This window comes from Hoeflea sp. 108, assembly GCF_000372965.1.
Taxonomy (GTDB): Bacteria; Pseudomonadota; Alphaproteobacteria; order Rhizobiales; family Rhizobiaceae; genus Aminobacter.
On the sequence record NZ_KB890025.1, the window covers coordinates 321,624 to 346,927 of the forward strand.

The window sequence follows — 25,304 nt, forward strand, 5'->3', positions numbered from 1 at the left end:
TGCCGTGGGATCGACCGTCAGTTGCGGCGAAGGCTAGCGCAGGCTTCCGGATGGTACAATGCTGATGCCGTCCCTGCCGGGCGGGACATTTTGGCTTGCGAGGCGCCTATGCTATATCTGCGCTCCTGGGAATGGGGGATCCCGTGTCCGGCCAGTTGTTGAGCAAGCTTGCCGCCGCAAGATGCGACGGTCCAACGATCGCTCCAGGCCATCAAGATTACGAGCGCGCCCGCAGGGTCTGGAATGGCATTGTCGACCGCAAGCCGTCGGCGATCCTGCACGCAGCCACTGTCGACGATATCAGAAAGGCCGTCGACATCGCCGCCGGTTGCGGTTCGCTCCTTGCCGTGCGCTGCGGCGGCCACAGCTTTCCCGGCCTGTCGACCTGCGACAACGGGCTCTTGCTCGATCTGTCACGGCTCAATTCGGTGTCCTTGAACGAAGAAGCCGGGACCGTCGATGTCGGCGGCGGCGCGCTGCTCGGCGATCTCGACCGGGCCATTGTGCCGAGCGGCTACGCGGTTCCGGCCGGCGTCGTGTCGCATACCGGCGTCGGCGGCCTGACGCTGGGCGGCGGCATGGGCTGGCTCGGACGAACCCTGGGGCTCACCATCGACAAGCTGGTCGGCGCCGAGATCGTGACCGCTTCAGGCGACCTGCTGTGGACCGATGCGGCAAGCGATCCGGAACTGTTCTGGGGCATTCGCGGGGGCGGCGGCAATTTTGGCGTCGTTACCCGGTTCAGGTTCAAGCTGTCCCGGCTCGGCCCTTTGACTGCAGGGCAGTGGGACTATCCCGTCGGACAGGCAAGGCGGGCGATTGCGAGCCTTCGCGGCTTGGCAGAACAGCAGCCCCGGGAACTCTCCTTTGCCTTCACGCTTACCGCGTCGGATATGGGTGTCACGGCGATCAGGGCGGGCGAAGGTGGCCATGCCGGCTCCATGCTCGAACCTTTCGGCCAGCTCGCTGGCCCAGGTCGCGGAACGCTTGGCGCGATGTCGTTCCTCGATCTGCAAAGCCGCAACGACGAGCATTTTGCCTGGTCGCGCCGCTATTATGCGAAGGGCGGCTTCTGGCGCGACATCGACGACCATGCGGTGGATTGCATGCTCAGGCAGGTTGCCGACGCGCCCACGCCGCATTCGGAAATCTACGTGCTTCAGCTTGGCGGTGCCGTAGCCGACGTGGCGGAGGATACGACGGCATATTCGGGCCGGCAGGCCGCCTATTACTGGATCGTCGAACCGGTCTGGGACGATCCCGCCGACGACGAGCGCTGTATCGCTTGGTGCCGGGCCGCCGCCGACCAGATGGCGGATCGCAGCATCCAGGCCAACTACGTTAACGAACAGGCCGACACGGCGATTGCGCCGGGTGCCTATGGAGCAGGCAAATACGAGCGGCTCCGTCGCCTCAAGGCGCGCCTCGATCCTGAGAACCTGTTTCGTCTCAATCAGAACATCATTCCGGCGACGATATCGACCTGAAGTGTCCCCGTTTGCCAGCCCCGTACGAGCGCAGATTAATCTCCGCTTTGACCCGCTATCGTGGTGCCGGGGACATAAAGCGAGATCGGCCGGATCTCGTAAACCGCCGTCGGGTTGGCGGAGCGCAGTTCGCGGGCTGCCGCGATAGCCAGATCCATCGTTTGATAGTCGACGACGTAGAAACCAAGCAACTGCTCCTTGGTTTCGGCAAATGGACCGTCGGTGATGAGGCCGAGCCCCGTTCCCCTCAGCGTTACCGCATGCTCGGTCGGCCCCAATCGCGCCGCCGGGCCGAGATGTTTTTCACGGACGAGGCGGTCGTTGACCTCGAGCAGGTCCTTCATCAGGGCCGCGTCCTCCTCCTCGGTCCAGGATTCGACCACGCCTTCGGCATGATACGCCAGGATTGCATACAACATGGCTGCCTCTCCGTTGCCTCGTGCATTTCGCTTTCCGCCAGCGACACTATTGGTTTCGGCCGCCAGCGGGCAAGCCGTCGGCACGACATCGAATCTCGTGCGCTGCTTTGCCCGCTCGCATTACGCGCGCCCGCGTGCCATAAGCCGCGCAAAATCCCCTCCCAGGCCCTGGTTTCCATGATCCGCATCGAAAACATCAGCAAGCAGAACAGCCATCGGCTGCTCTTCGTCGAGGCTTCGGCCACCCTGCAGAAACAGGAGAAGATCGGTCTCATCGGACCCAACGGCGCCGGCAAGACGACGCTGTTCCGCATGATCACCGGCGAGGAACTGCCCGACGAGGGCCAGGTTTCGACCGAGCGCGGCATCACCATCGGTTACTTCAACCAGGATGTGGGCGAGATGTCGGGTCGCAGTGCGGTCGCCGAGGTCATGGAAGGCGCTGGCCCCGTCAGCGAGGTTGCCGCCGAAATGCGCGAGCTGGAAGCCGCGATGGTCGACCCCGACCGTGCCGACGAGATGGACGCCATCATCGAGCGTTACGGCGAGGTGCAGGCGCGCTACGAGGAACTGGATGGCTACTCGCTCGACGGCCGCGCCCGCGAGGTGCTCGACGGCCTGAGCTTCACCCAGGAAATGATGGATGGCGACGTCGGCAAGCTGTCGGGCGGCTGGAAGATGCGCGTGGCGCTCGCTCGCATCCTGTTGATGCGGCCCGACGTGATGCTGCTCGACGAACCGTCCAACCATCTCGACCTCGAAAGCCTGATCTGGCTCGAAGCCTTCCTCAAGGGCTACGACGGCGCGCTGCTGATGACTTCGCACGATCGCGCCTTCATGAACCGCATCGTCAACAAGATCATCGAGATCGACGGCGGCTCGCTGACCACCTATTCCGGAGACTACGAATTCTACGAACAGCAGCGACTGCTTGCCGACAAACAGCAGCAGGCGCAGTTCGAGCGCCAGCAGGCGATGCTGGCGAAGGAAATCAAGTTCATCGAGCGCTTCAAGGCGCGTGCCTCGCACGCGGCCCAGGTGCAGAGCCGCGTCAAGAAGCTCGACAAGATCGACCGCGTCGAGCCGCCCAAGCGCCGCCAGACCGTCGCTTTCGAGTTCCAGCAGGCGCCTCGCTCGGGCGAGGACGTGGTCACGATCAAGAACGTGCACAAGAGCTATGGCTCAAAGACCATCTATGAGGGTCTCGACTTCCAGGTTCGCCGGCGCGAGCGCTGGTGCATCATGGGCGTCAACGGCGCCGGCAAGTCGACGCTGCTCAAGCTCGTTGCCGGGGCTTCCGAACCCGACCAGGGCACCGTGGCGCGCGGCCCGAGCGTCAAGATGGGTTATTTCGCCCAGCACGCCATGGATCTGCTCGACGGCGACATGACCGTGTTCGAGCAGCTCGAGCATTCCTTTCCGCAGGCAGGACAGGCGCCGCTGCGCGCCTTGGCTGGCTGCTTCGGCTTCTCCGGCGACGAGATCGAGAAGAAGTGCCGGGTGCTGTCGGGCGGCGAAAAGGCGCGTCTGGTGATGGCGATCATGCTGTTTGATCCACCCAACCTTCTGGTGCTCGACGAGCCGACCAACCATCTGGATATCGCCACCAAGGAAATGCTGATCGCGGCCCTTGCCCAGTATGAGGGCACGATGCTGTTCGTCTCGCACGACCGCCATTTCCTCGCGGCCCTCTCCAACCGCGTGCTGGAGCTGACGCCCGAAGGCATCCACACCTATGGCGGCGGCTATGTCGAATATGTCGAGCGCACCGGCCAGGAAGCGCCGGGCCTGAGGCACTGATCACAGGCTGAGCTAGCCGGCGCGGCCTTCAAACAGGTCGCGCTCGCGCGCCAACCCTTCGCCGACGACGTCGAAGAAGGCGCGGACGCGGGCCGTGCCCTTGAGATCCTGATGGGTGACGATCCAGAGTTCACCGGCGAGCTCCTGGATGGGCTCGGCCAGCGCACGCACCAGCCCCGCTTCGCCATCGCCGAGATAGCAGGGCAGCAGCGCCAGCCCGATGCCGGCCTTCGCCGCCACCGACTGGTTGACCAGGCTGTTGGTGCGGTAGACGACGCTGTCGGCCGGGACATTCCGGTCCAGCCAATCGGCGGCCATAATGCCGCCCGCTGTCTCCTCCCAGCCGATCAGGGCATGCAGGTTGAGCGCCGTCGTTCCCAGGATCGGGCCGCCATGCGCATCGAGATAGGCTTGCGAGGCAAAAAATGTCCAGGCGACGCCTGCCAGCTTGCGGCCCCAGAGATCGCCTTCCCTGGGCCGGATCGGCCTGAGTGCCACGTCGGCCTCGCGCCGCGACAGGCTGAGCACGCGGTTTTCGATGGCGAGCTCGACGCAGATGCCAGTATGGACGATCCGGAACTCGGCCAGGTGCTTCGTCAGCCTGGAATAGGCGAGCGTTTCCGACGAGGTGACGCGCAGCCGCCCCGACAGCCGGCCATCGGCGCCGGCGATATCGCGGGCCAGCGCCAGCGCCTCGTCTTCCATACGTTCGGCCGCCGCCGCCATGCGTTCCCCGGCTGAGGTCAACTGGTAGACGCCGCCGGGAAGGCGCTCGAACAGGCGCACCGCCAGCCGCTGTTCAAGCGCGTTGAGCCGGCGAAACACCGTCGAGTGATCGATGCCGAGCAGGCCAGCTGCCGATGTAAGGCTGCCGGCGCGGGCGACCGCAAGCACCAGCCTGAGTTCGTTCCAGTCTTCCATGCGTGCCGTTCTAGCACGATGTAGGCTTGCAAGTATGCAAGCGCTGTTGGCAAATAGCCAATGAGCATTGCGATTGCGCAACGGCTAGATTGTCCCTGAAGCAACGACCGTCAGGTCAGAACCCCATGAGGACACATCATGAAGCTCTACTATGCCACCGGCACCTGCTCGCTGTCGCCCCACATCGTGGCGCTTGAAGCCGGCATCCCGCTCGACATCGAACGCGTCGATATCTTCAAGAAGCCGCATGTCACCAGCACCGACCGCGACTTCACCAAGGTCAATCTGAACGGCTATGTGCCGGCGCTCGAGCTCGATGATGGCTCGCTGCTGACCGAAGGAGCTGCGATCGTCCAATATCTCGCGGACCTGCGGCCGGCGTCGAAGCTGGCGCCGGCAGCCGGCACGCGCGAGCGTTATCTGTTGCAGTCCTGGCTGAACTTCGTCGCCTCCGAACTGCACAAGATGTACAGTCCCTGGCTGTTCCATCCCGAATATGGCGTGCAGGCCCAGGAGGTGGCGCGCGGCAAGATCGCTGAGCGGCTCGCTTATGTCGAAAACCATCTGGGCAATGGTCCTTATCTGATGGGCGACACCTTCACCGTGGCCGACGCCTACCTCTTCACCATCGTCGGCTGGTCCGCCTTTGCCAAGGTCGACCTCTCCGCCTTCCCGCGCTTGCGCGCCTACATGGACCATGTCGGCGCAAGACCAAAGGTGCAGGAGGCGATGCTGGCCGAAGGCATGAAGCTCGCGGCCTGACCATGAACCAGGGACTTGCCTGGACCCTGCTCGTGGTAGCCGGGGTGCTCGACGTCGCTTGGGCCGTGTCGATGAAATATGCCGAGGGCTACACCCGCCTAGGCTGGTCCGTCGTCTCGGTGCTGCTGCTGGCAACCTTCGTCTACCTGCTCGGCAAGGTGCTGGAGGCGTTGCCTGTCGGCACTGCCTATGCGGTGTGGACGGGTATCGGTGCTGCCGGCACTGTCATCATGGGGGCCGTGCTGTTCGGCGAGCAGCTGTCTCCGCTCAGGCTCGGCGGCATCGCCGCCGTGCTGGCCGGCATCGCCATGCTGAAATTCGCGCAGGCCTGATTGTCACCAACGCCCCTCCTGATCCCTAGGATCGAGAGGGGCTTTTTTCTGCGGCCTTGGAGCCTTGGGAAACCCGCAAATGTGGCCTTTACGCCCCGGGGGCCATTGCTTCGGCATTCAAACAGCGATTGCTCAATTACATAAACTTACTTGAGTTATTTTATTCTGAGGTCATAGTCTGCTCTTGCCGGCCCTTCGGGGCAGGCTGCGGCGTCCACGGGAGAGGACGCCGTGACATGACGAGAGGAGACATTGATGACCAAGATGACCCGGCGCCTGTTCATTGCGTCGCTGCCACCCGCGCTGCTGGCCATGCGCACTGCCGCGCATGCTGCGCCTGCCACCGATCTCGAACTGATCGCCAGCCAGAAACTCGAACCGGCGATCGTGACCCTGCACCGCAGGCTCGAGCGCCTGACCTCCACACTGACCTTCATGACCACCGGGGCACATCCCGACGACGAGCCGAGCGGCCTGCTGGCAGCGCTTCGCCACGTCTATGGCATCCGGCCGGTGCTCTACTGCATCACCCGCGGCGAAGGCGGCCAGAACAGCATCGGCGCCGAACGCGGTTCGGTGCTCGGCGTGCTGCGCACCCGCGAAATGGAGGAGGCCTCGCGTTCGCTTGATGCTTCGCTCGCCTTCGGCGGCCGCGGCCATTCCGATTCGGTCCACGATTTCGGCTTCTCGAAGGATCCCAACGACACCATCGACCGCTGGGGTCGCGACCGTGTGGTCGAGCGCATGACCTGGGCCTTCCGCCACTACAAGCCCGACATCGTCATGAACTGCTTCCTCGACGTGGCCGGCCAGCACGGCCAGCATCGCGCGGCTGTTGTCGCGACCTTCCTCACCGCCGGGCTCTCAGGCGACGACAAGGCCTATCCCGAGCAGATCGCCGCCGGCCTCAAGCCGTGGAACGTGCCCAAGATCTATTCGCCGGCCTATGGCGGCGGTGGCGGCGTCTATGACGACGAAACCCCGCCGCCACCCACGACATTGACCGTCAAGGCGCCTGAGCGCGACAAGATCTCGGGCGCCACCTTCCCGCAGATGGGTGAGTGGTCGCGCTCGTGCCACCTGACGCAGGGCATGGGCAAATGGCGCGAGGAGCCGCAGACCGAATGGGCGCTGCATCTCGCCCGTGTCGCCCAGGGTGAACCGGCGAAGACCGAGAATGACATCCGCGACGGACTGCTCGCCACGGTCGGCGAGATCGCCAAACTTGATGGCATGCCGGCTTCCGCTGCGGATGCGTTGCGCAGCGCCCAGGGGCTCATCGACGAGGCACTGGCTGACTATGGTGATCCGGTGATGGTCACTGCCAAGGCCATCGAGATCGGCAAGGCCATCGACGAGGCACGCAAGCAGCTGCCGGCCGAGCTGCAGGAGCAGGCTGGCCACAGGCTCGAACGCAAGACGCGTGAGATCGACCTTGTGCTGCAGACTGCCGCCGGCGTGCATGTCCGAGCCTACACCGAGAGTGGCGACATCAAGGCCGGCGACAGCATCACCATCAAGACTGTGGTCGATGCGCCTGAGATGATCGGGATCACCTCGGCCGAGGTGATCGCCCGCAAGGGGCTTGCGGTCGACAACGACAAGCTGACCGTGCCGGCGGACGCCGAGCTCACCAACCCACTGACCGAGCAGTTCGATCCGCTGGGCGGCAATGGCGACGCCTTTGTGCAGCTGACTGTCAACATTGGCGGCCGGCCGGCGGTCATCGACGTCGACCTGGAGGATGCGCTCCGCGTGCTGCCTCAGGCGTCGTTGGAGCTGAAGCCGGATGCGGTGGTGTTCAACACGGCAAAGGCACTTGCGCCGGTGGAAATGACGGCGACGGTGACCAACGCCAAGTCCGGCGACCTAGAGATCGCGCTGCCCGACGGCTGGACGCTCGATGCCAAGGGCGATGGCTCTGAGGCGTCGCGCACATTCGACCTCAAGCCTCCGGCAGCGCCCGGCGTGACGCGTTTTGCCATCGAGCCCAAGCTGCTCGGCAAGGAAGCTTATGCCATCAATACCTTCTCCTATCCGCATATCGGCCGTTCGGTCGTGCCGACCAAGGTGTCGGTGCCGGTGCAGACGGTGGGTGCGGAGCTGCCCGGGCTGAAGGTCGGCTACATCAGCGCCGGCAACGACAATGTCGGCCTGTGGATGAAGCGCCTGGGCATCGAGGTGGTGGAGTTGAAGCCTGCCGATGTCGAGCGCGGCGCTTACAAGGACCTCAAGACGATCGTGGTCGGCATCTTCGCCTTCGGTCGCCGCAAGGACCTCGTGGCTGCCGTGCCCGCTTTGCACGAGTGGGTGAAGGCAGGCGGCCATCTGGTCACGCTCTATCACCGGCCAAGCGACGGCTGGAAGCCGGAGACGGTGCCGCCGCTGTTCCTCAAGATCGGCTCGCCGTCGATCCGCTATCGCGTCACCGATGCCGCCTCCGAGGTCGAGGTGCTTGAGCCGGAACATCCGCTGCTCAACAAGCCCAACAAGATCGGCCCTGACGACTGGGCCAACTGGGACAAGGAACGCGGCCTCTACTTTGCCTCGGAGTGGGACGAGGCCTACAAGCCGCTGCTGGCGATGGCCGACAAGGGCGAGGACAAGCTGAAGGGCTCGTTGCTGTCGGCCGAGATCGGCAAGGGCCGCCACACGCATACCTCGCTCGTGTTGCATCACCAGCTCGACAAGCTGGTTCCCGGCGCCTTCCGCCTGCTGGCCAATCTGGTCCAGCCGGCCTGATCAACTGAAAAGCCCCGGCATTGGCCGGGGCTTTTTTTCCTGGCGCAGCGATCAAGCCGCTTCGCGCAGTTCGGTGCTGTCGGTCCTCACGCGCTCCGACTTGGGATCGTAGGGCGCCTTCAGATGCGCCGTCGCCGTATGGCGTTCGCCGGCAAGATCGATCTCGAAGCGGCCGCTCTCGATGAAGTCCTTGTCGACGCCTGTTGCGTTGTGCAGCAGGCCGAGCGCCACCGAGCGGCCGAGCGTGTGGCCGTAAGCAGCCGAGCGCACTTCGCCGACCGGCTTGCCGTCGCGCAGGATCAGCTCGCCGCCCCACAGCATGGGCGCTGCATCGTCGAGGGTGAACTGCACGATGCGGCGGGTGAGCTTGCCCTCGGCTTTCGCCTCTACCAAGGCCTCCTTGCCGATGAAGCCGCCAGGCTTGTCCATCGACACGGCGAAGGCGAGGCCGGCCTCGTAGGGATTGATGTCGGGCGTCAGCTCGCGGCTCCAGGCCCGGAAGCCCTTTTCGATGCGCAGCGCCTCAAGCGCATAATAGCCGCAGTCGGTAAGGCCGTGCTCGCGCCCGGCCTCATGCAGCGCCTCGTAGACGCCGACGGCGAATTCGGTCGGCACGATCAGCTCCCAGCCAAGTTCGCCGACATAGGTCATGCGGTTGGCGAAAGCGGTGGCGTAGCCGATGTCGATCTCGCGGATGGTGGCAAAGGGGAAGCCGGAATTGGAGAGATCCACCGAGGTCAGCCTGGCGAGGATGTCGCGCGAGCGCGGCCCCATCAGCGCCAGCACCGCATAGGACGAAGTCACGTCGGTCAGCGTCACATGCGCGTCCTCGGGGATGTTCTTCGAGATCCAGTCGGCATCGTGCACGGCCTGGGCCGAACCGGTGACGATAAGGAACTTCTCGCGGCCGATGCGCATGACGGTCAGGTCGCTCTCATAACCGCCGCGCTCGTTGAGCAGGCCGGTATAGATGGAACGGCCGATCTCGACGTCTATGTCGGCAGCACAGATGCGGTTGAGGACGGTGGCCGCATCGCGGCCCTGAATCAGAATCTTGGCGAACGAGGTCTGGTCGAAGATGCCGGCTGCCTCGCGGGTCGCCTTCATTTCGCGCTTCACCGCCTCGTGCCAGTTCTGCCTGCCGAAGGAATATTGCGTCTCGGGCTTCTCGCCAGGGGCGGCGAACCAGTTGGCGCGCTCCCAGCCCATCTTGGAGCCGAAGCAGGCACCCTTGGCGGCGAGGCGGTCGTAGAGTGCCGAGCGGCGGAAGGGGCGGGCGCTGTCGAGCTCGCGGTTCGGCCAGGGCATGGCATAGTGCAGGCCGAGCGTTTCCTTGACGCGGTCGTGCAGCCAGCGCGGATTGTTGTTGAAGCCGGCAAAGCGCCTGATGTCGACCGGCCACAGGTCCATGGTCGCAGCACCGTTGACGATCCACTCGGCCAGCGCCCGGCCGGCGCCGCCGGCACTGGCGATGCCCATCGAATTGAAGCCGGCGCCGACATAGAAATTCTGGAGCTCCGGCGCTTCGCCCAGGATGAAGTTGTTGTCGGCGGTGAAGCTTTCGGGGCCGTTGTAGAATTTCTTGACTTCCGACGTCTCCAGTTGCGGCACGCGCACCAGCGCGTTCTGCATCAGGATTTCGAACTGATCCCAATCGTCGGGCAGAAGCGCGAACTCGAAGTCGTCGGGGATGCCGTTCATGCCCCACGGCTTCGCCTCGGGTTCGAAGCCGCCCATGACAAGGCCGCCGACCTCTTCCTTGAAATAGATGTAGCCGTCAGGGTCACGCAGCACCGGCAGGTCCGGATGCACGCCCTCGATCTTGCCTGTCACGATGTACATGTGCTCGGCCGAATGCAGCGGCACGGTCACGCCGCACATGGCGCCGACCTTGCGCGCCCACTGTCCGGCACAGTTGACCACGATCTCGGCCGCAATGTCGCCCTTGTCGGTCGAAACACCCGTCGCTCGGCCGTCCTTGGTCTGGATTCCGGTGACGCGGACGCGCTCGATGACGCGGGCGCCGCGGTTGCGCGCGCCCTTGGCCAGCGACTGAGTGAGGTCTGTCGGGTTCGCCTTGCCGTCGCCCGGCAGCCAGACAGCGCCGACGAGGTCGTCGATGGCCATCACCGGCCACTTCTCCTGCGCTTCCCTGGCCGAGATCACCTCGATGTCGACGCCCTGGGCGCGGGCGGATGCCGCGGTACGCTTCAGCACGGTCATGCGGTCGGCTGAGCGCGCCACAGACAGCGAGCCACAATTCTTCCAGCCCGTCGCAAGTCCGGTCTCGGCCTCGAGCTCGCTGTAGAGCTGGGTCGAATATTTGATCAGGCTGGTCATGTTGGCGTGACTGCGCAATTGGCCGACGAGGCCGGCGGCGTGCCAGGTGGTGCCGCCGCTGAGCTGGCCCTGCTCGAGCAGCACCACGTCGCTCCAGCCGAGTTTTGTCAGGTGATAGGCGACCGAACAGCCGATGATGCCGCCGCCGACGATGACGACGCGTGCCTGCGTCGGGAATTCCTGCGCCATGATGAAAAGACCTCCCAAAGGTTATGGCCGTCACCATATCGTTGTCGCAACAAAATGCAACATAATATGCAACAAATAATCACATTTCGCTTAAGGCCGTGCTACGATTGGGCGAGAGGCGAGACCTCCGTGCCTTAGCGTCCGGCAAGTTTTTCCGCCATGCTGTCGGAACGGGTCGCCGCCGAACGTCTTCAAGACGTAGGGCCGGGCAGGGCCGTTTAAGGAGAGCAGACATGAGAAAGATCGTGGTGGGTGCATTCATGAGCCTCGACGGCATCATGCAGGCGCCGGGCGGACCGGAAGAGGATCCGATCGGCGGCTTCAGATATGGCGGCTGGGGCGCGCCCTATTTCGACGAAACGATGACTGAGGCGGTGGGCGAGATGTTTGCCCGGCCATTCGACCTTTTGCTCGGGCGCAAGACCTGGGACATCTTCGCCGCGCATTGGCCCTATGTCGATGCCGACGATCCGATCGGCCCGCTGTTCGATCGAATCAACAAATATGTCGCGACGCGCAATCCCGAGCTGAAGCTCGGCTGGCAGAACAGCCACTCGCTCGGCGTTGACGCAGTCGCTGCCGTACGCAAGCTGAAGGCAGGGGAGGGGCCTGACCTGCTGACACAGGGCTCCACCGATTTCCTGAAAACCCTGCTCGCGAGCGACCTTGTCGACGAACTCAACATCTCGATCTTCCCGCTGGTACTGGGCAAGGGCAAGCGCCTGTTCGGCGATGCCGCCCTGCCATCGGCGCTGAAACTGGTGTCATCGAAGGTTTCAGGCACGGGCGTGACGGTCAACAAATATGTCCGCGACGGCGATATCGTCACCGGCTCGTTCGAGTTCGAAACGCCGACCGAAGCGGAATTGGAGCGGCGGCGGAAGCTGACCTGATCGTGGGCAGGCCAGCGGGGCGGCAGCGTGCGCCGCTCCGCGGACTATTCCCCGACAATAACCTTCGGCCCCTTGCGCTCCAACGCCTCCACCATTGCTGCAGGGGGAGCGGCGTCGACGATGACGCCGGCGGCGAGTTCGAAGCGGGGGATGCGCAACGGCGTCAGGCGGCCGAATTTGGAGCTGTCGAGCACGAAATAGGCGCGGGCTGCGGTCGCCGCCATGCGCGAGCGCTGCTCGGCGCCGTTGCGGGTGAAGTCGGTGACCTCGCCGTCGGGCGACAGCGCTCCGCCGCCGAGGAAAGCGACGTCGACGCGGAAGCGGCCGATGGCGTCGAGCGCGTCGATGCCGACGGCGGCTTCTTCCGACGGGTCGATCTCACCGCCCAGCATGTGCACGCGGACATGCGGCTGGCGGCACATATGCAGCGCTATCGTCAGGCTGGTGGTGCAGATCGTCAGGTTCTGCTTGCCTGCCAGCGCATGGGCCACCGCGAGCGTGGTGGTGCCGGAATCGAGGAACACCACCATGCCGTCCTCGACAAGTGCGGCAGCCGCCCGGCCGATCGCCGCCTTGCCGCCGGCATTTTCCTGGCTGCGCAGGTTGAGTTCGGGCTCGGTTGCCTCAAACAGGGTCGCCCCGCCATGGACAAGGTCAAGCTGGCCGCGCTCAGCCAGAAACTTCATGTCGCGTCTGATGGTCTCGCGCGAGACGTCGAAGAAGGCTGCGAGCTCGGTGATGCCGACCGACCCATCGGCGGCCAGCCGCCTGAGAATCTCGTCATGGCGGCGCGGGGCAAGCGCCTTGTGGTTCTGCGAGTCAGACATGTTGCCAATTTGGCGGCATCTTCGCCAAATTGGCAAGCAAATGTTGCAATATGTGGCGTACGGCGCATCGTGCCACACGCTGCGCCTCCATTTGGAGGCGCGGGCATCTTCGCATTTGGATGAACGCGCCTTCCGGAACCCGATTTTCGCGTCGAAGCGCTATATCCGAACACGCTCGCCTGAGGGATCGTAGACGCAGCGCTCGACGACGGTTGCGCGGCTGCGGCGGCCGAAGGCCTCGACCTCGATTTCCTTGAGGCCCATGTCGTCGCCCTTGAGATAGCCGAAGACGAGCGAAGCGCTGACCGTGTGGCCGAAATCGCCGCTGGTCGTCATGCCGACGACGCGGCCGTTCACCGACATCGCCTCGCCGCCATAGACGGGCAGCGGATCTGCCAGTTGGAAACAGGCGAGCTTGCGGCTGACACCGCGCTCCTTCTGGGCGGCAAGCGCGTCGCGGCCCTGGAAATCTCCCTTCTTCATGGCAACGGCAAAGCCGAGGCCGGCTTCCAGCGGCGTGTCGTCGGGGGTGATGTCGGCACCCCAGTAAAGGTAACGCTTTTCCATGCGCAGGCTGGAAATAGCCTTGTACCCGACATCGGCGATGCCGAACGCAGCACCGGCCTGCCGCAGAACCTCGTAGACATAAGCCATGTATTCGGTCGGCACATGCAACTCCCAGCCGAGTTCGCCGACATAGGTGACGCGCGCGGCGAATACAGGGGCCCAGCCGACACGGATCTCGCGGCAGGTCATGTAGGGGAAGGCCGCGTTGGAGACGTCGTTCTCGCTGACCTTTTCCAGCACCTCGCGCGCCAGCGGTCCGCAGAGATTGATGACGCCATAGGTGCCGGTCACGTCATGCACCGCGACCGAGCCGTCGCGCGGCATGTGGCGGCGGATCCAGCCGCCATCGCGCGTGCCGAAAGCCGAGCCGGTGACGACATGGAATTTTTGCTCACCGCGCCGCATGATTGTGAGGTCGGCCTCGATGCCGCCGCGCCTGTTGAGCAACTGGGTGTAGATGACGGCGTTGTCACCCTTGTCGAGGTTGGCCGCCGCCAGCCACTGCAGATAGGCCAGCGCGCCGGGGCCGGAAACCTCGAACTTCGAGAACGACGACTGGTCGACCAGTGCCACGCTTTCGCGTACGATCCTGTGCTCACGGCCGATGACCTCTGCATAAGGCGCCCGCTCGAAGGTTTCGAGCGGCGGCTTGGCTTCGCCGGGATGGAGAAAATAGTTCGGCCGTTCCCAGCCGAACTTGACGCCGTTGACTGCGCCTTGCGCCGTCAAGGTCTGGTAGAGCGGCGAGCGGCGCAACGGACGGCAGGCCGAGCGCTCCTCTTCCGGCCAGGCGATGGCGTAATATTTCGAATAGGCCTCGATGGCGCTGTCGCGGAGATAGGCAAGCCCGCCATGCGGATGGCCGAAGCGGCGCAGGTCGAAGGCCCAGAGGTCCATGCCCGGGTCGCCCTCGACAATCCAGTTGGCCATGGCCCGGCCGGCGCCACCGGAGGCGGCGATGCCAGAAGTGAAGCCGCAGGCGACGAAGAAGTTCTCAAAGTCGCCGGCGAGGCCCATGACCGGTTCGCCGTCGGCCGAGATCGGGATCGGGCCGTTGACGACGGCGCGCACGCCGAGTTCGCCGAGGATCGGGATGCGTTTGGCAGCACCCTCGATGACCTCCGAGATCCGTTCGAGATCGTCGGGGAACAGTTCCTGGCCAAAGCTCATCGGCAGCTTGCCGAGCCCATAGGCGGCGCGCGTCTCCTTTTCCCAGCCGCCGATCGCCATCGCTCCCGGCTCCGGCTTGACGTAAAAGTTGGCGTCGGGATCGCGCAGCGTCGGCAGGTCGTCGGGTACGGATGGCGACTTCTCGGTAACGAAATATTCGTGCTCGACAACAGTGATCGGCAGGTCGATGCCGGCGAGCTCGCCCAACTGGCGTGCCCAGAGGCCGGCGGCATTGACGACGATCTCGCAGCCGACATCGCCGTCAGCCGTCTTCACTGCGGTGATGCGGCGATCCTTGATCGCGAGACCTGTCACGGTGACGCCTTCGACGATACGCACGCCGCCCGTGCGCGCGCCCTTGGCGTAGGCATGGGTCAGCGAATAGGGGTCGACATGGCCATCGGAGGCGATCCAGGTGGCGCCGCGCAAATCCCTGGTGTCGACCAGCGGGAACAGCCGCTTGACCTCGTCGGGGCCGACCAGCTCCATGTCGAAACCGTAGCTCTTGGCGGCGGTGTGCGCGCGCTTGAGTTCTTCCCAGCGCGCGTCGGAAGCGGCGAGGCGGAGGCTGCCTACATTCTTCCAACCGACATCCTGGCCGGTCTCGGCGCCGATCCTGGCACAGAGGTCGGCGCTGTATTGCATCAGCCGGGTCAGGTTGACCTTGCTGCGCAGCTGCCCCATCAGGCCAGCGGCATGCCAGGTTGAGCCTGCCGTCAGCTGGTTCTTTTCAATGAGTAGCACGTCCTTCTCACCCGCCTTGGCGAGGTGATAGGCGATGGAGGTGCCGATGGCGCCGCCGCCGACGATGACGACGCGGGCGTGCGAGGGAAGCTTGGACATGGTGGCCTTTCGGATACTGGCCTCGCGTGGCGCGAGGTATTGCTAAGGTTGATGTGGCAGGGCGTCTGCCGGCTTGTTCAGAGATCGAGGGTGAGGCTCGCCGAGCGGGCGCGCGAGCAGCAGACGGTGAGGAACTCGCGGCGCTCGTCGTCGGTGAGCGCCTGGTCGCGGTGGTCGGGTTCGCCGGCGAGGTAGGGCACCATGCAGGAGCCGCAGATGCCCTGCCGGCAGCTAGTTGCGATGTCGTGGCCGGCTGCTTTCAGGGCTGCGAGCAGCGTCGTACCGGCAGGCACGTGGATGGTCTTGCCGGTCGAGGAGATCGTCACGTCGAACGGTGTATCGCCTTCGGTCTGCCTGGCTTCAGGTGTGAAACTCTCGACATGGATCTGCTCGCGCGGCCAGCTTTCGGTGGCGCGGTCGAATGCCCTGAGCAGGCCTGCCGGGCCGCAGGCATAGACATGCGTGCCCTCATCTGGATCGCCGACCAGCGCCGCCATGTCGGGTCGCCGCGCCGGGTCGTTGCCGTCGAGATGCAACGCAGCGCGCCCCGCCGCGACCTCGGCCTGGATGAACTCGCGAAACGCCACTTCCTTCAGCGAACGGGCGCAGACATGGACGAAATAGCTCGCCTTGGCGCGCTTGAGATGATGGATCATCGCGATGATGGGCGTAATGCCGATGCCGCCGGCGATCAGCACATGTTGGCGAGCATTATCGGCGAGTGGGAACCCGTTGCGCGGCGGATCGGCGCGTACCACCACGCCGCGCGCGAAGGTTTCGGCGACCTCGAGCGAGCCTCCTTCGCCATTCTCCTCACGCTGGACGGCAACCCAATATTCGGCCGCGTTGGCCGGGTCGCTGCACAGCGAATAGCAGCGGGTCCGGCCGCTCGGCAGTCGGAAGTTCAGATGCGCGCCAGCGCTCCAGGCCGGCAGGCGTTCGCCATGGGGCGACACCAGCCGATAGGTCGACACGCGCGGCGTCAGCACCTCGATCTCGGCCACTTGCAGCAGGATTTCCGGCCTGGAGAGCATCTTTTTGTCCCTAAGGCGAAGTGTTGACGGCCCCCTTTCCCTTGTGGGGAGGGGTAAGGGGGCTGCTGGAAGCAGGATCTGTCGGGGATGGACATCTGAGGTGTCATCGCCAAAGGTCTCCCCCACCCTCGATCCCTCCCCACAAAGGGAAGGGAGGTGGCTCGCGCCTACGCCGTCATCTGGCTCGCATACCACCTGACATAGCGGTCGACATTGGCTTCCTTGGTCGGCGAGTAAGGACCGGGTTCGAAGCCGGGGGAGGTGATGCCGATCCATTGGCGGCGGCAGATCTCCCAGTCTTCCGACATCACCTCATGGTGGAAGGCGGCGATCTTTTCGGGGTCGTAGTCGCGACCCTCGACCGCATTCTCGTCGACCAGCCAGTAGCCGCGCACGATGGTTTTCGTCGGCGACACCGGCGTGATCCGCACGGTGTGGGCGTAGTCGGAGTTGGCGTGGCACCAGAAGTTGATGTTGGTGTTGGCGCGCGCCGTGCCCATGTCGGGGTCTGTGAAGCCGGCCATCAGCACGTCGCATACCAGCTGGCCGTCAGGGCTTTCAGTGACCATGCCCTTGCGCACCGGGGTGCGGTTGGCGCGGAACCATTCTGACGTGTTGTTGGACGAGGTGTTGACGCGGTCGATGTCGAGCCCGGCCTTCTCCCAGCGGATGCGGCAGTCGCCCAGCCGCTCTGATATCTCGTCCTTGAGATCAGGATTGTCGTTCTCGGTGTCGTACTGCACCGAGACATAGCCGTGGTGATTGGCCTCGCAGTGGTAGCATTCGCGGTTGTTCTCGACGACGATCTTCCAGTTCACGTCGAGTTCGTAGTCGCGGATCAGTGCGATCTTGGCTTTGGTCATGCCCTGGGATTTCAGGATCGGTGACAGGTGGTCACGCAACTCGTGGAACGGGGAGGGGGCCTCAGACAGGTTGACGAAGATCAGCCCATCGAATTCCTCGGCATGCGCCGACTTGAGCCCGTGAGCCGATTTGTCGAAATCCTCGCCCATCATCGGCGCGCCGATCAGCTTGCCGTCATGGGCATAGGACCAGGAGTGGTAGGGGCAGACCAGCCGCGCCGCCTTGCCTTTCTCCTTGGTGCAGACGATCGAGCCGCGATGGCGGCAGACATTGTGGTGGGCATGCACCTTGCCCTCTCGGTCGCGCACCACGACAACGGGTGCGCCGCCGACATCGAGCGTCATGTAGTCGCCGGCCTTGGGCAGCTCGACCGAGTGGCCGGCGAAGAACCAGCTGTTGCGGAAAATGCGCGCCTGCTCCTCGGCGAAAATCTCGGGATCGGTATAGAAAGCGCGCGGCAGGCCGTAGCCGGGGCGATAGCCCTGGAGCCAGTGGACGTTCATTGCAGTGCCTCCCAGATGCTGAACTCAGCGGATTGGAACCGTTCTTGCCTGGCCGAGCAAACGCGATTACCTTGGGGGAAGCGCAAGAAAAACTAATGGTGCCATGGCCTCTGCCCGACCGCCCCTTAACTGGCTCCGGGCCTTCGAGGCAGCCGCACGGCTGGGCAGCTTTGCCGCCGCCGGTGCAGAACTGAACGTCACGCCCTCTGCCATCTCCCAGCACATCAGGGCGCTCGAACTCAGGCTCGGCAAGGAGCTGTTCGACCGCCACGCCAATGGGGTCAGGCTCACCGATCGCGGCCGGCGTTATGCCGAGGACCTTGGCCGCGCCTTCGCCCTGATCGACGAGGCGACATCAAGGATTGCCGGGCGCGGCACGCGCGAGATGCTGGTCGTGCATGTGCCGACATCCTTTGCCAGCCAATGGATCGCGCCGCGGCTCGACCTGTTCCGCGCCCAGCATCCGACCATCGACCTCAGGCTCACCGCACTCGACCACGGCGAGGGCAAAGTCGATGCGGCGATCGAGTTCGGCTGGGGCAACTGGCCGAAGCGCGAGGCGACGCTGCTGTTGCGCGACGAGACCTTCCCCGTCTGTGCGCCCGGATATGCCGAGACGCTGAGCTCGCCCGAAGAGCTGAGGGCGCGCGACCTGCTGCATGTTCCCGGCTACGACGAGGACTGGGACACTTGGCTGGCCCATGTCGGCGTCATCGGCATCGACACGTCGGCCGGCTCGTTCTTCGACCAGTCGATCATGGGCATCCGCGCCGCGATCGAAGGCAAGGGCGTGCTGCTTGGTCGTTCGGCATTGGTCGAACGCGAGCTCGCCAGCGGCCTTCTGGTGGCGCCGTTCGAGCAGCGGCTGCAGGGGGCTGGCTCCTATTGGTTCCTGGCCACGCCGCAGAAGGCGAGGACGCCGAAAGTGACGGCTTTCCGTGACTGGCTGTTGAGCATGACCGCACCTGCCGCGACCGTTGGGGGCTGAGCGCGGACTGGCTCAGGCGACCACTGTCGCAAATTGCCATGTTGCATTTTGTGTTGTTTTGCGCCAATTTGTGGTCAGCTGCTTTTGCCGTGGTGTCGAACTCCCGCCATCGCCGCAGGCATCGGGAGAGCCACATGAACGCACCGAGTAAGCATACGGTCTTCAACGTCGGGACCCGTTGGCCCGGCGCTGAAACGACACAGCGTCAGGCTCAACGGCAGCAAGTGACGCAGGCGCCGGCCGAATTCTCGATATTGCTGCTGCAGGGGTTTTCCCAGCTCTGCCTGTCGTCGCTGGTCGAGCCGCTACGGCTCGCCAATGCACTGGCCGGCACGGAACTTTTCAGCTGGAAGCTCGTCAGTCTCGACGGCCATTCGGTGGCAAGCACCAGCGGCATATCGGTCGAGGTATCAGGCAGCTTCGCCGAGGCGGTGAAGGCCTTGCCGTTCGAACCAAAGGCGGCGGTCGCCATCTGCGCCGGTGAAGGTGTGGAACATCACGGTTCGCATGAATTGCGGGCCAGCCTGCGCCGCATCGTCAGGGCGCAGCTGCCGGTCTATGCACTGGGCACCGCGACCTGGCTGCTGGCCGACGCCGGCCTGCTGGGCGAGGCCCGCTGCACGATCCACTGGGGCAAGATGGCGGCCTTGTCCGAGACATTCTACGACTTGGCAATCGACGACGCGCTGTTCGTGCGCGACGGCCAGATCATCACCTGCGCCGGTGAGCTGGCAGCCTTCGACCTCGCCATCGACATCGTGCAGGAGCGCTGCGGCACCGAACTGGCGCGCAGCATCTGCCAGCACGTCACCGCCGACCGTTGGCGTGACGGCGCGGCGTGCCAGTCGGTACCGCCCGGCCTGCGCTACGGCAGCACCGGTAAGAAGCTGTTGCGCATCGTCCAGCTGATGGAGAAGCACCTCGAGGAGCCACTGTCGCTCGAAGATATCTCTGTGCGAGTGTCGCTGTCACGCCGCCAGATCGAGCGCCTGTTCGAGCGTCATCTCGCCACGACCCCGTGGCAGCATTATCTCGGCCTGCGGCTGGCCAAGGCGCGCCAGCTGATCGAGCTGACAGCGATGCCGATCATGGACATAGCGGTTGCGTGCGGCTTCGTCTCGTCGTCGCATTTCTCCAAAAGTTTCCGCGACCACTACAAGGTACTGCCGAGCAAGCTACGGGCAGCAGCGGCGGCATGAAAGTTGGTTCCATAAGATAGATTATGCGACATTTCCATCGGCGCTTGGCCTGCCGCGCCGGGGGTGGTGTCGGGCGACAGGCATGTTCCGTGCCCGGAGTTTCTAGTCGACCAAGTGTGTCTACGCGGCGATGTTGGTTGCTGCTGTCTGCATCCAGGTCCACAGATAGGTCGCAAGCGCCCGGTCGACGTGGATGCGAAGCTTGCCGCCGTGGCGATAGACCACAGCATTTGCGCCGGCAAAAGACAGCGCCGCCGAAGCGCTCGGCGCAGCGGGGTCGAGCGTGGTCGCTCGCGCCACCAGTTCCATCTGGGCTGAACCTTCCACTTCGAACAGGTGGTGGCCGGCATTGACTGGCGTCACTGCGAAGCCATCGGCATGCCAACCAGCTTCGATGCCGGATGTTGCTGCAGAGACAACCAGCAGCCGGTTGCGTGCCACCTGCACCGCATAGGCGTCGCCCCTGGCTTCGCCCAGCGCGCCGATGCCCTTTGCGGGCAGCCCCGATACCGTGCTCCAGGCCTCGAGATTACCGCTCACAAGGTACTGGTTCAGGCCGATGACCGCCCTGGCTTTCAAGCCCGGCGCCTCGATCGTCGCCTCTGCCCAATCCGGAACCACAGTCCATTTCTCGGCGAGATTACGCATTGAGCCGGTCTCCTGAAAGGTCGAAGGCGCAAGGGGCCGCGATGGTGGCGCGCCTGAGCACGCCCAGATGCTGGAGTTCGATGACCTCGCCGTGGCGGGCCGAACCGTCCTCGATCAGCGCGAGCGCGATTGCGTGTCCGAGCGTCGGGCTGAAGTAGCTCGACGTCACGAAGCCCTGGCTCCTGACCTTGCCGCCTTCGCGGACGATGCCATGTGCGCCGGTCGGCAAGGGCTGCTCGCCTTCGGCCACGGCAAGCCCGACCAGTTGCTGGCGCCGGCCTTGCGTCGCCACTTCGGTGAACAGCGACCGCCGTCCGACAAATTCGTTTCGGCGCTTCTGCCGCGGCCCGTCGACGCCAAGGTCGTGTGGCATGGTGGTGCCGTCGGTGTCCTTGCCGATGACGATGTAGCCCTTCTCGGCGCGCAGGATCATCAGGGCCTCAAGGCCGATGGCCACCGCGTCGAGCGGCTTGCCGGCCTGCTGCATCCGCGTCCAAAGCGCTTCGGATCGATCAGCACGGATCGAAATCTCGTAGCTGCGGTCGCCGGTGAAGCTGACGCGTGCCACGCGCACGATCTCGCCTTCGAACCGTCCCTCGGCGATCGCCATATGCGGGAGCGCCGCATCATCGAGATCCACGCCAAGGTCGAGTGCGGCGACCAGCGTTTTCGCCTGTGGACCCGAAGCGGTCAGCGTCGCCCAGTCCGAGGTGGCGTTGTGGACGTAAACTGCGTCGCGGCCGAAACGGTCCTGCCGCCATTCTTCCAGCCGGGCATGGACAGAGGCGACATGCGATGACGAGCAGGACACGATGAAGCGATGCTCGTCGAGCCGCACCAGGATACCATCGTCGAACACGACGCCGTTCTCCGACAGCATGAAGCCATAGCGGCAGCGCCCCGGCTTCAGCGTCGACATGGTGTTGTAGTAGATGAAGTCGACGAATGCGGCCGCCTGCGGGCCGATCACTTCGATCTTGCCCAGCGTCGAACCGTCGAAAAGTGCGACGGACTTGCGGGCGCGCAGCGCCTCGTCCTGGATCGCCTGCCCGGCGTCGACGCCTTTTGCGCCGTAGTGCGCCGGCCGCAGCCAACCGCCATATTCCTGGAAGGTAGCGCCCATCGAGCGATGGATGTTTTCCAGCGGCAACCGGCGGACGGGCGACATCAGTTCGCCCCCTGTAAGACCGGCGAAGCTCGCCAGCGGCACCGGCGTGAAAGGCGGCCGATAGGTCGTGGTGCCGACCTCCGGTACGCTGCGACCGGTGATGCCGGCCATTAGCGCAAGGCCCGCGAGGTTCGAGGTCTTGCCCTGGTCGGTCGCCATGCCCAGCGTGGTGTAGCGCTTGAGATGCTCGACCGAGATGAAGTTCTCCCGCGCCGCGAGCTCGACGTCCTTGGCGGTGACATCGTTCTGGTAGTCGATCCAGATGCGCCCCTTCTGGCCCGGCATCGGCCAGGCCGGCTGGATGCCGCCGGTCGCTTCGTGGCCGGTGCTTCGAGGTGCAGCCTGATCGGCACCGACAGCCTTCGCCGCGCTTTCGAAGACCTCCGACAGCGAAACCGCGCCGGCCAACGCACCTGCAACCGCAATGCCGTCGACGGGATCGCCTGGCAGGAAGGCGGCGCGGGCTTCATGCCAGGCGAGTTTGCCCCTCGCCTGGCAGAACAGGTGGACCGACGGCGTCCAGCCACCCGAGATCGCAACGCAGTCGGCGACAAGCATCGTGCCGTCGTCGAGCAGCACACCCTCGACCCGCATGCGGCCGCGCGCGGCAACCACGCTGCGTCCCGAAAGCAGCTTCACGCCGGCGGGCGCCGCCGGCTGGCCGTCCTTGCGAATGTCGACGAGAGTGATCTCCGCGTCTGCAGCAGCCAGTGCTGCTGCCACCTCATAGGCACTGTCGTTGTTGGTGGCGACGACTATGCGACGACCGGTGAGCACGGCATGGCGGCGCAGGTAGGACAAAGCAGCGTCCGCCGACATGATACCGGGAAGGTCGTTGTTGGCGAAAGGAAGCGGCCGCTCGATGGCGCCGGTGGCGAGCACGATACGGCGCGGCCTGACCCGCCACAGCGTGTCGGGCCGGCTATCGAAATGGCGCTGGTTGAGGCCGACGAGATGATGGTCGTAGATGCCGAAGGCCGTGGTCGAGCCCAGCACGAGATGACCGCCGGCCCTGAGTTCGGCCACTGTCGCCGCACTCCATTCTGCGGCGGGCTTCCCGTCGATCTCACTGTTGCGATGCTGCAGCGAGCCGCCCGGGTTGATCTGGTCGTCGACCAGTATCACCTTTTTGCCTGCCTGCGCGGCGTGCCTCGCAGCAGCGAGACCCGCCGGCCCTGCACCAACCACCAGCACATCGCAATGCCGGTTGATCTGGTCGGCGGCGCCCGGCCTCGTCCAGTCGGCGTCGACGGCGCCCAAGCCGGCCATGGCGCGGATGCGCGGCTCGAACAAGTGCCAGTCCGGCCACATGAAGGTCTTGTAGTAGAAGGCAGCCGGAATGAAGCGCGAGAAGCGGTCGATGAAGGCGTTGCGGTCACTGGCTGCATCGGGTGTGGCGTTGACGCTTCTGGCAGCCAGTCCTTCGCGCGCAGGCTCGGTCGTGGCGCGGGTATTGGGTGTCGCCAGCACGCTGCCGGAGACGTCGACCAGTGCATTCGGCTCCTCGACGCCGGCGCCCCAGATACCGCGCGGACGATGATATTTGAAGCTGCGGCCGACGACCGCCACGTCGGCGGCGAGCAACGCCGAGGCGATGGTGTCGCCCTCGAAGCCCTGCACGGTCCGCCCGTCGAAGCTGAAGCTGATCGGACGCGACCGGTCGATGGCGCTGCCGCCCGAAGAAAGACGCGACGTGACCATCAGGCGTGCTCCCCACCAAGCGAGGTCGAGCCTGACACGGTGTGGCTGACGCTGTCTCGCTCCATGACGAAGAACTCGCCGCAATTCATGTGGACCCAGACCTCGCGCGCCGCACCTTTCGGATTGTTGCGCATGTAGAGATAGCCGGCCCAGCGCTCCGCCGGCACGTCGCCGTCGGGTCTGAGGTTGCCGGCCTCGCCGCCGAAGTGAAACTCGGTCTCGTCGCGTGGACCGCAGAAAGGACAATTGAAGAGCTGCATGTGTCGGGTCCTCGAGCAATTCCAGCGAAAAACGTGAAGCGCTTGTCCGCCCGGAAATCGCGTCAAAACTAATGTGCGATGCCGGAGCCGGCGGCTTCGTCGAGCAGCCGCCCGGTGACGAAGCGGTCGAGATCGAATGGCCGGCTGATGTCGTGATGCCGGCCGGTGGCCAGCAGATGTGCCAGAAGCGTGCCGCCGGCCGGAATGGCCTTGAAGCCACCGGTTCCCCAGCCGCAGTTGAGGAACAGGCCGGGCAGCGGCGACTCGCCGATGATGGGCGAGGAATCAGGCACCACGTCGACGATGCCCGCCCATTGCCGCATCAGCTTGAGCTGGCCAAAAGCCGGGAACATTTCGAGCAGCCCGGCGATCACCCCTTCGAGCGTCGGCAAATTGCCGCGCTGGCCGTAGGACGGGATGCGGTCGAGCGCCCCGCCGATCACCATCTCGCCCTTGTCCGACTGGCTGACATAGACGCCAGGCCCGGGCGACAGCACCACCGTGTCGAGGATCGGCTTGACCGGCTCGGACACACAGGCCTGCAGCGCATAGGAGTTGATCGGCAGGCGGAAGCCGGCCTTGGCCGAAAGCACCGAGGAATGGCCTGCCACCGCCATGCCGATACGCTCGGCGCGCATGGTGCCGCGCGTGGTCTGCACCCCGCGGCAGCGTCCGCCCTCGACGATGAAGTCGGTGACCTCGCAGTTCTGGATGATGTCGACGCCAAGCCGGCTTGCCCCGCGTGCGTAGCCCCAGGCCACCGCATCGTGGCGCGCCGTGCCTGCCCTGCCCTGCCAGACGCCGCCGAAGACGGGAAAGCGCGCATCGGGCTCGAAATTGTAGATCGGCGCGACGCGCCTGACATCCTCCGGCATGTAGAGTTCGGCGTCGGTGCCGTTGATCTGCATGGCGTTGACGGTACGTGCCGCGATCTCCAGCTCGTTCATGCTGTGGCACAGCGTGACCATGCCGCGCTGCGACAGCATGACGTTGTAGTTCAGCTCCTTGGACAGGCCCTCGTAGAGCTTGTGCGCCAGCCCGTAGAGCGCCACGCTCTCAGGGTAATAATAGTTGGAGCGCACCACGGTCGTGTTGCGGCCGGTATTGCCGCCGCCGATCCAGCCCTTTTCAAGCACAGCGACATTGGTGATGCCATGCGCGCGGGCCAGATAATAAGCCGTAGCCAGGCCGTGTCCGCCGCCGCCGATGATGATGGCGTCGTAACTCGCCTTCGGCTCGGGCGACCTCCAGGCCGGCACCCAGCCCTTCTGGCCTGCCAGGCCTTCCTTGAACAGCGAAAAAGCGGAATATCGGCTGGTCATTCGTTCATGTTTCCCGGTGTGGGCCGTACCCTAGGCTCGCCCGGCCAGTGCGAGGCTTGCGCCCCGCTCAACCAGGTCGTGGGTAAGTGCGGCCGAGGCAAGCGAGCTTGCGCGCGATTTCCGGACCTCCCCGATCAGCCCGCGAAACTAGTCGCAGTGTACACCAATGTCTAGATGAGAAAACTCTGTGTTGGAACGCCTGGTGGCAGAATGTCGGCACCGTCGGGCCGCGACGTCCACAGCTGTCACGAAACCATCATCCAGCTGTCATCGCGCTGAAATCTCGCTGCCGCAAACGGGATGCGCAATTCCGTTCAGGCAAAGA

At 64.8% G+C, this 25,304-nt stretch carries 19 protein-coding genes; 8 read left to right on the forward strand and 11 right to left on the reverse strand.

Annotated features, from left to right (window positions below):
- Positions 1–143 precede the first annotated feature (143 nt).
- Positions 144–1,487, forward strand: coding sequence for an FAD-binding oxidoreductase (locus B015_RS0127450; RefSeq protein WP_026227807.1), 1,344 nt, complete (start codon positions 144–146; stop codon positions 1,485–1,487).
- A gap of 35 nt (positions 1,488–1,522) precedes the next feature.
- Here B015_RS0127450 and B015_RS0127455 read toward each other — a convergent pair whose 3' ends face one another.
- Positions 1,523–1,906 carry a YciI family protein gene (locus B015_RS0127455; RefSeq protein ID WP_018430976.1) on the reverse strand — a complete coding sequence of 128 codons (384 nt, stop codon included), beginning with the start codon at positions 1,904–1,906 and terminating at the stop codon, positions 1,523–1,525.
- 177 nt (positions 1,907–2,083) lie between these two features.
- On the opposite strand from B015_RS0127455, the gene B015_RS0127460 reads away from it, so the two are divergent.
- A complete protein-coding gene (locus tag B015_RS0127460) occupies positions 2,084–3,706 on the forward strand; it encodes an ABC-F family ATP-binding cassette domain-containing protein (RefSeq protein WP_018430977.1) in 1,623 nt (540 codons plus the stop codon).
- Positions 3,707–3,718: 12 nt separating this feature from the next.
- On the opposite strand, the gene B015_RS0127465 is transcribed toward B015_RS0127460, so the two are convergent.
- Positions 3,719–4,627: a LysR family transcriptional regulator gene (locus B015_RS0127465; RefSeq protein WP_018430978.1), complete on the reverse strand. Its 909-nt coding sequence runs from the start codon at positions 4,625–4,627 to the stop codon at positions 3,719–3,721.
- A 138-nt stretch (positions 4,628–4,765) separates the two neighbouring features.
- Between B015_RS0127465 and gstA the strand changes: the two genes are divergently transcribed.
- The 3 genes from gstA to B015_RS0127480 all read left to right on the forward strand — a co-directional run bounded on the left by gstA (position 4,766) and on the right by B015_RS0127480 (position 8,463).
- Complete coding sequence (gene gstA, locus B015_RS0127470; protein WP_018430979.1) at positions 4,766–5,389, forward strand: glutathione transferase GstA; 624 nt, start codon at positions 4,766–4,768, stop codon at positions 5,387–5,389.
- A gap of 2 nt (positions 5,390–5,391) precedes the next feature.
- Positions 5,392–5,721, forward strand: coding sequence for a multidrug efflux SMR transporter (locus B015_RS0127475; protein WP_018430980.1), 330 nt, complete (start codon positions 5,392–5,394; stop codon positions 5,719–5,721).
- A gap of 255 nt (positions 5,722–5,976) precedes the next feature.
- Positions 5,977–8,463, forward strand: a complete 2,487-nt coding sequence (locus B015_RS0127480) for a PIG-L family deacetylase (RefSeq protein ID WP_018430981.1) — start codon at positions 5,977–5,979, stop codon at positions 8,461–8,463.
- A gap of 51 nt (positions 8,464–8,514) precedes the next feature.
- Here B015_RS0127480 and B015_RS0127485 read toward each other — a convergent pair whose 3' ends face one another.
- Complete coding sequence (locus B015_RS0127485; RefSeq protein ID WP_018430982.1) at positions 8,515–10,992, reverse strand: FAD-dependent oxidoreductase; 2,478 nt, start codon at positions 10,990–10,992, stop codon at positions 8,515–8,517.
- A 233-nt stretch (positions 10,993–11,225) separates the two neighbouring features.
- Here B015_RS0127485 and B015_RS0127490 point away from each other — a divergent pair, with 233 nt between their 5' ends.
- On the forward strand, positions 11,226–11,885 hold the full coding sequence (locus B015_RS0127490) for a dihydrofolate reductase family protein (RefSeq protein WP_026227809.1): 660 nt from the start codon (positions 11,226–11,228) through the stop codon (positions 11,883–11,885).
- Between the two features lie 44 nt (positions 11,886–11,929).
- On the opposite strand, the gene B015_RS0127495 is transcribed toward B015_RS0127490, so the two are convergent.
- From B015_RS0127495 to B015_RS31720, 4 genes are all read right to left on the reverse strand, one after another.
- Entirely contained in the window at positions 11,930–12,712 is a 783-nt protein-coding gene (locus B015_RS0127495) for a DeoR/GlpR family DNA-binding transcription regulator (RefSeq protein WP_018430984.1), read from the reverse strand.
- A gap of 159 nt (positions 12,713–12,871) precedes the next feature.
- On the reverse strand, positions 12,872–15,292 hold the full coding sequence (locus tag B015_RS0127500) for an FAD-dependent oxidoreductase (protein ID WP_018430985.1): 2,421 nt from the start codon (positions 15,290–15,292) through the stop codon (positions 12,872–12,874).
- 77 nt (positions 15,293–15,369) lie between these two features.
- Positions 15,370–16,326: a PDR/VanB family oxidoreductase gene (locus tag B015_RS0127505; RefSeq protein WP_018430986.1), complete on the reverse strand. Its 957-nt coding sequence runs from the start codon at positions 16,324–16,326 to the stop codon at positions 15,370–15,372.
- A gap of 167 nt (positions 16,327–16,493) precedes the next feature.
- On the reverse strand, positions 16,494–17,693 hold the full coding sequence (locus B015_RS31720) for an aromatic ring-hydroxylating dioxygenase subunit alpha (RefSeq protein WP_018430987.1): 1,200 nt from the start codon (positions 17,691–17,693) through the stop codon (positions 16,494–16,496).
- A gap of 103 nt (positions 17,694–17,796) precedes the next feature.
- On the opposite strand from B015_RS31720, the gene gcvA reads away from it, so the two are divergent.
- Both gcvA and B015_RS0127520 read left to right on the forward strand, forming a co-directional pair.
- Positions 17,797–18,681 carry a transcriptional regulator GcvA gene (gene gcvA, locus B015_RS0127515; RefSeq protein WP_018430988.1) on the forward strand — a complete coding sequence of 295 codons (885 nt, stop codon included), beginning with the start codon at positions 17,797–17,799 and terminating at the stop codon, positions 18,679–18,681.
- 134 nt (positions 18,682–18,815) lie between these two features.
- Positions 18,816–19,880, forward strand: coding sequence for a GlxA family transcriptional regulator (locus B015_RS0127520; RefSeq protein ID WP_198292918.1), 1,065 nt, complete (start codon positions 18,816–18,818; stop codon positions 19,878–19,880).
- Positions 19,881–20,000: 120 nt separating this feature from the next.
- Here the strand turns inward: B015_RS0127520 and B015_RS0127525 are convergent, their stop codons facing one another.
- The 4 genes from B015_RS0127525 to B015_RS0127540 form a co-directional block, all read right to left on the reverse strand.
- Positions 20,001–20,528 carry a sarcosine oxidase subunit gamma family protein gene (locus B015_RS0127525; protein WP_018430990.1) on the reverse strand — a complete coding sequence of 176 codons (528 nt, stop codon included), beginning with the start codon at positions 20,526–20,528 and terminating at the stop codon, positions 20,001–20,003.
- Complete coding sequence (locus B015_RS0127530) at positions 20,521–23,397, reverse strand: sarcosine oxidase subunit alpha family protein (protein ID WP_018430991.1); 2,877 nt, start codon at positions 23,395–23,397, stop codon at positions 20,521–20,523. The genes B015_RS0127525 and B015_RS0127530 overlap by 8 nt, the downstream gene beginning before the upstream one ends.
- Entirely contained in the window at positions 23,397–23,657 is a 261-nt protein-coding gene (locus B015_RS0127535) for a sarcosine oxidase subunit delta (RefSeq protein WP_018430992.1), read from the reverse strand. The genes B015_RS0127530 and B015_RS0127535 overlap by 1 nt, the downstream gene beginning before the upstream one ends.
- Positions 23,658–23,725: 68 nt before the next feature.
- Positions 23,726–24,979, reverse strand: coding sequence for a sarcosine oxidase subunit beta family protein (locus B015_RS0127540; protein ID WP_018430993.1), 1,254 nt, complete (start codon positions 24,977–24,979; stop codon positions 23,726–23,728).
- Positions 24,980–25,304 lie beyond the last annotated feature (325 nt).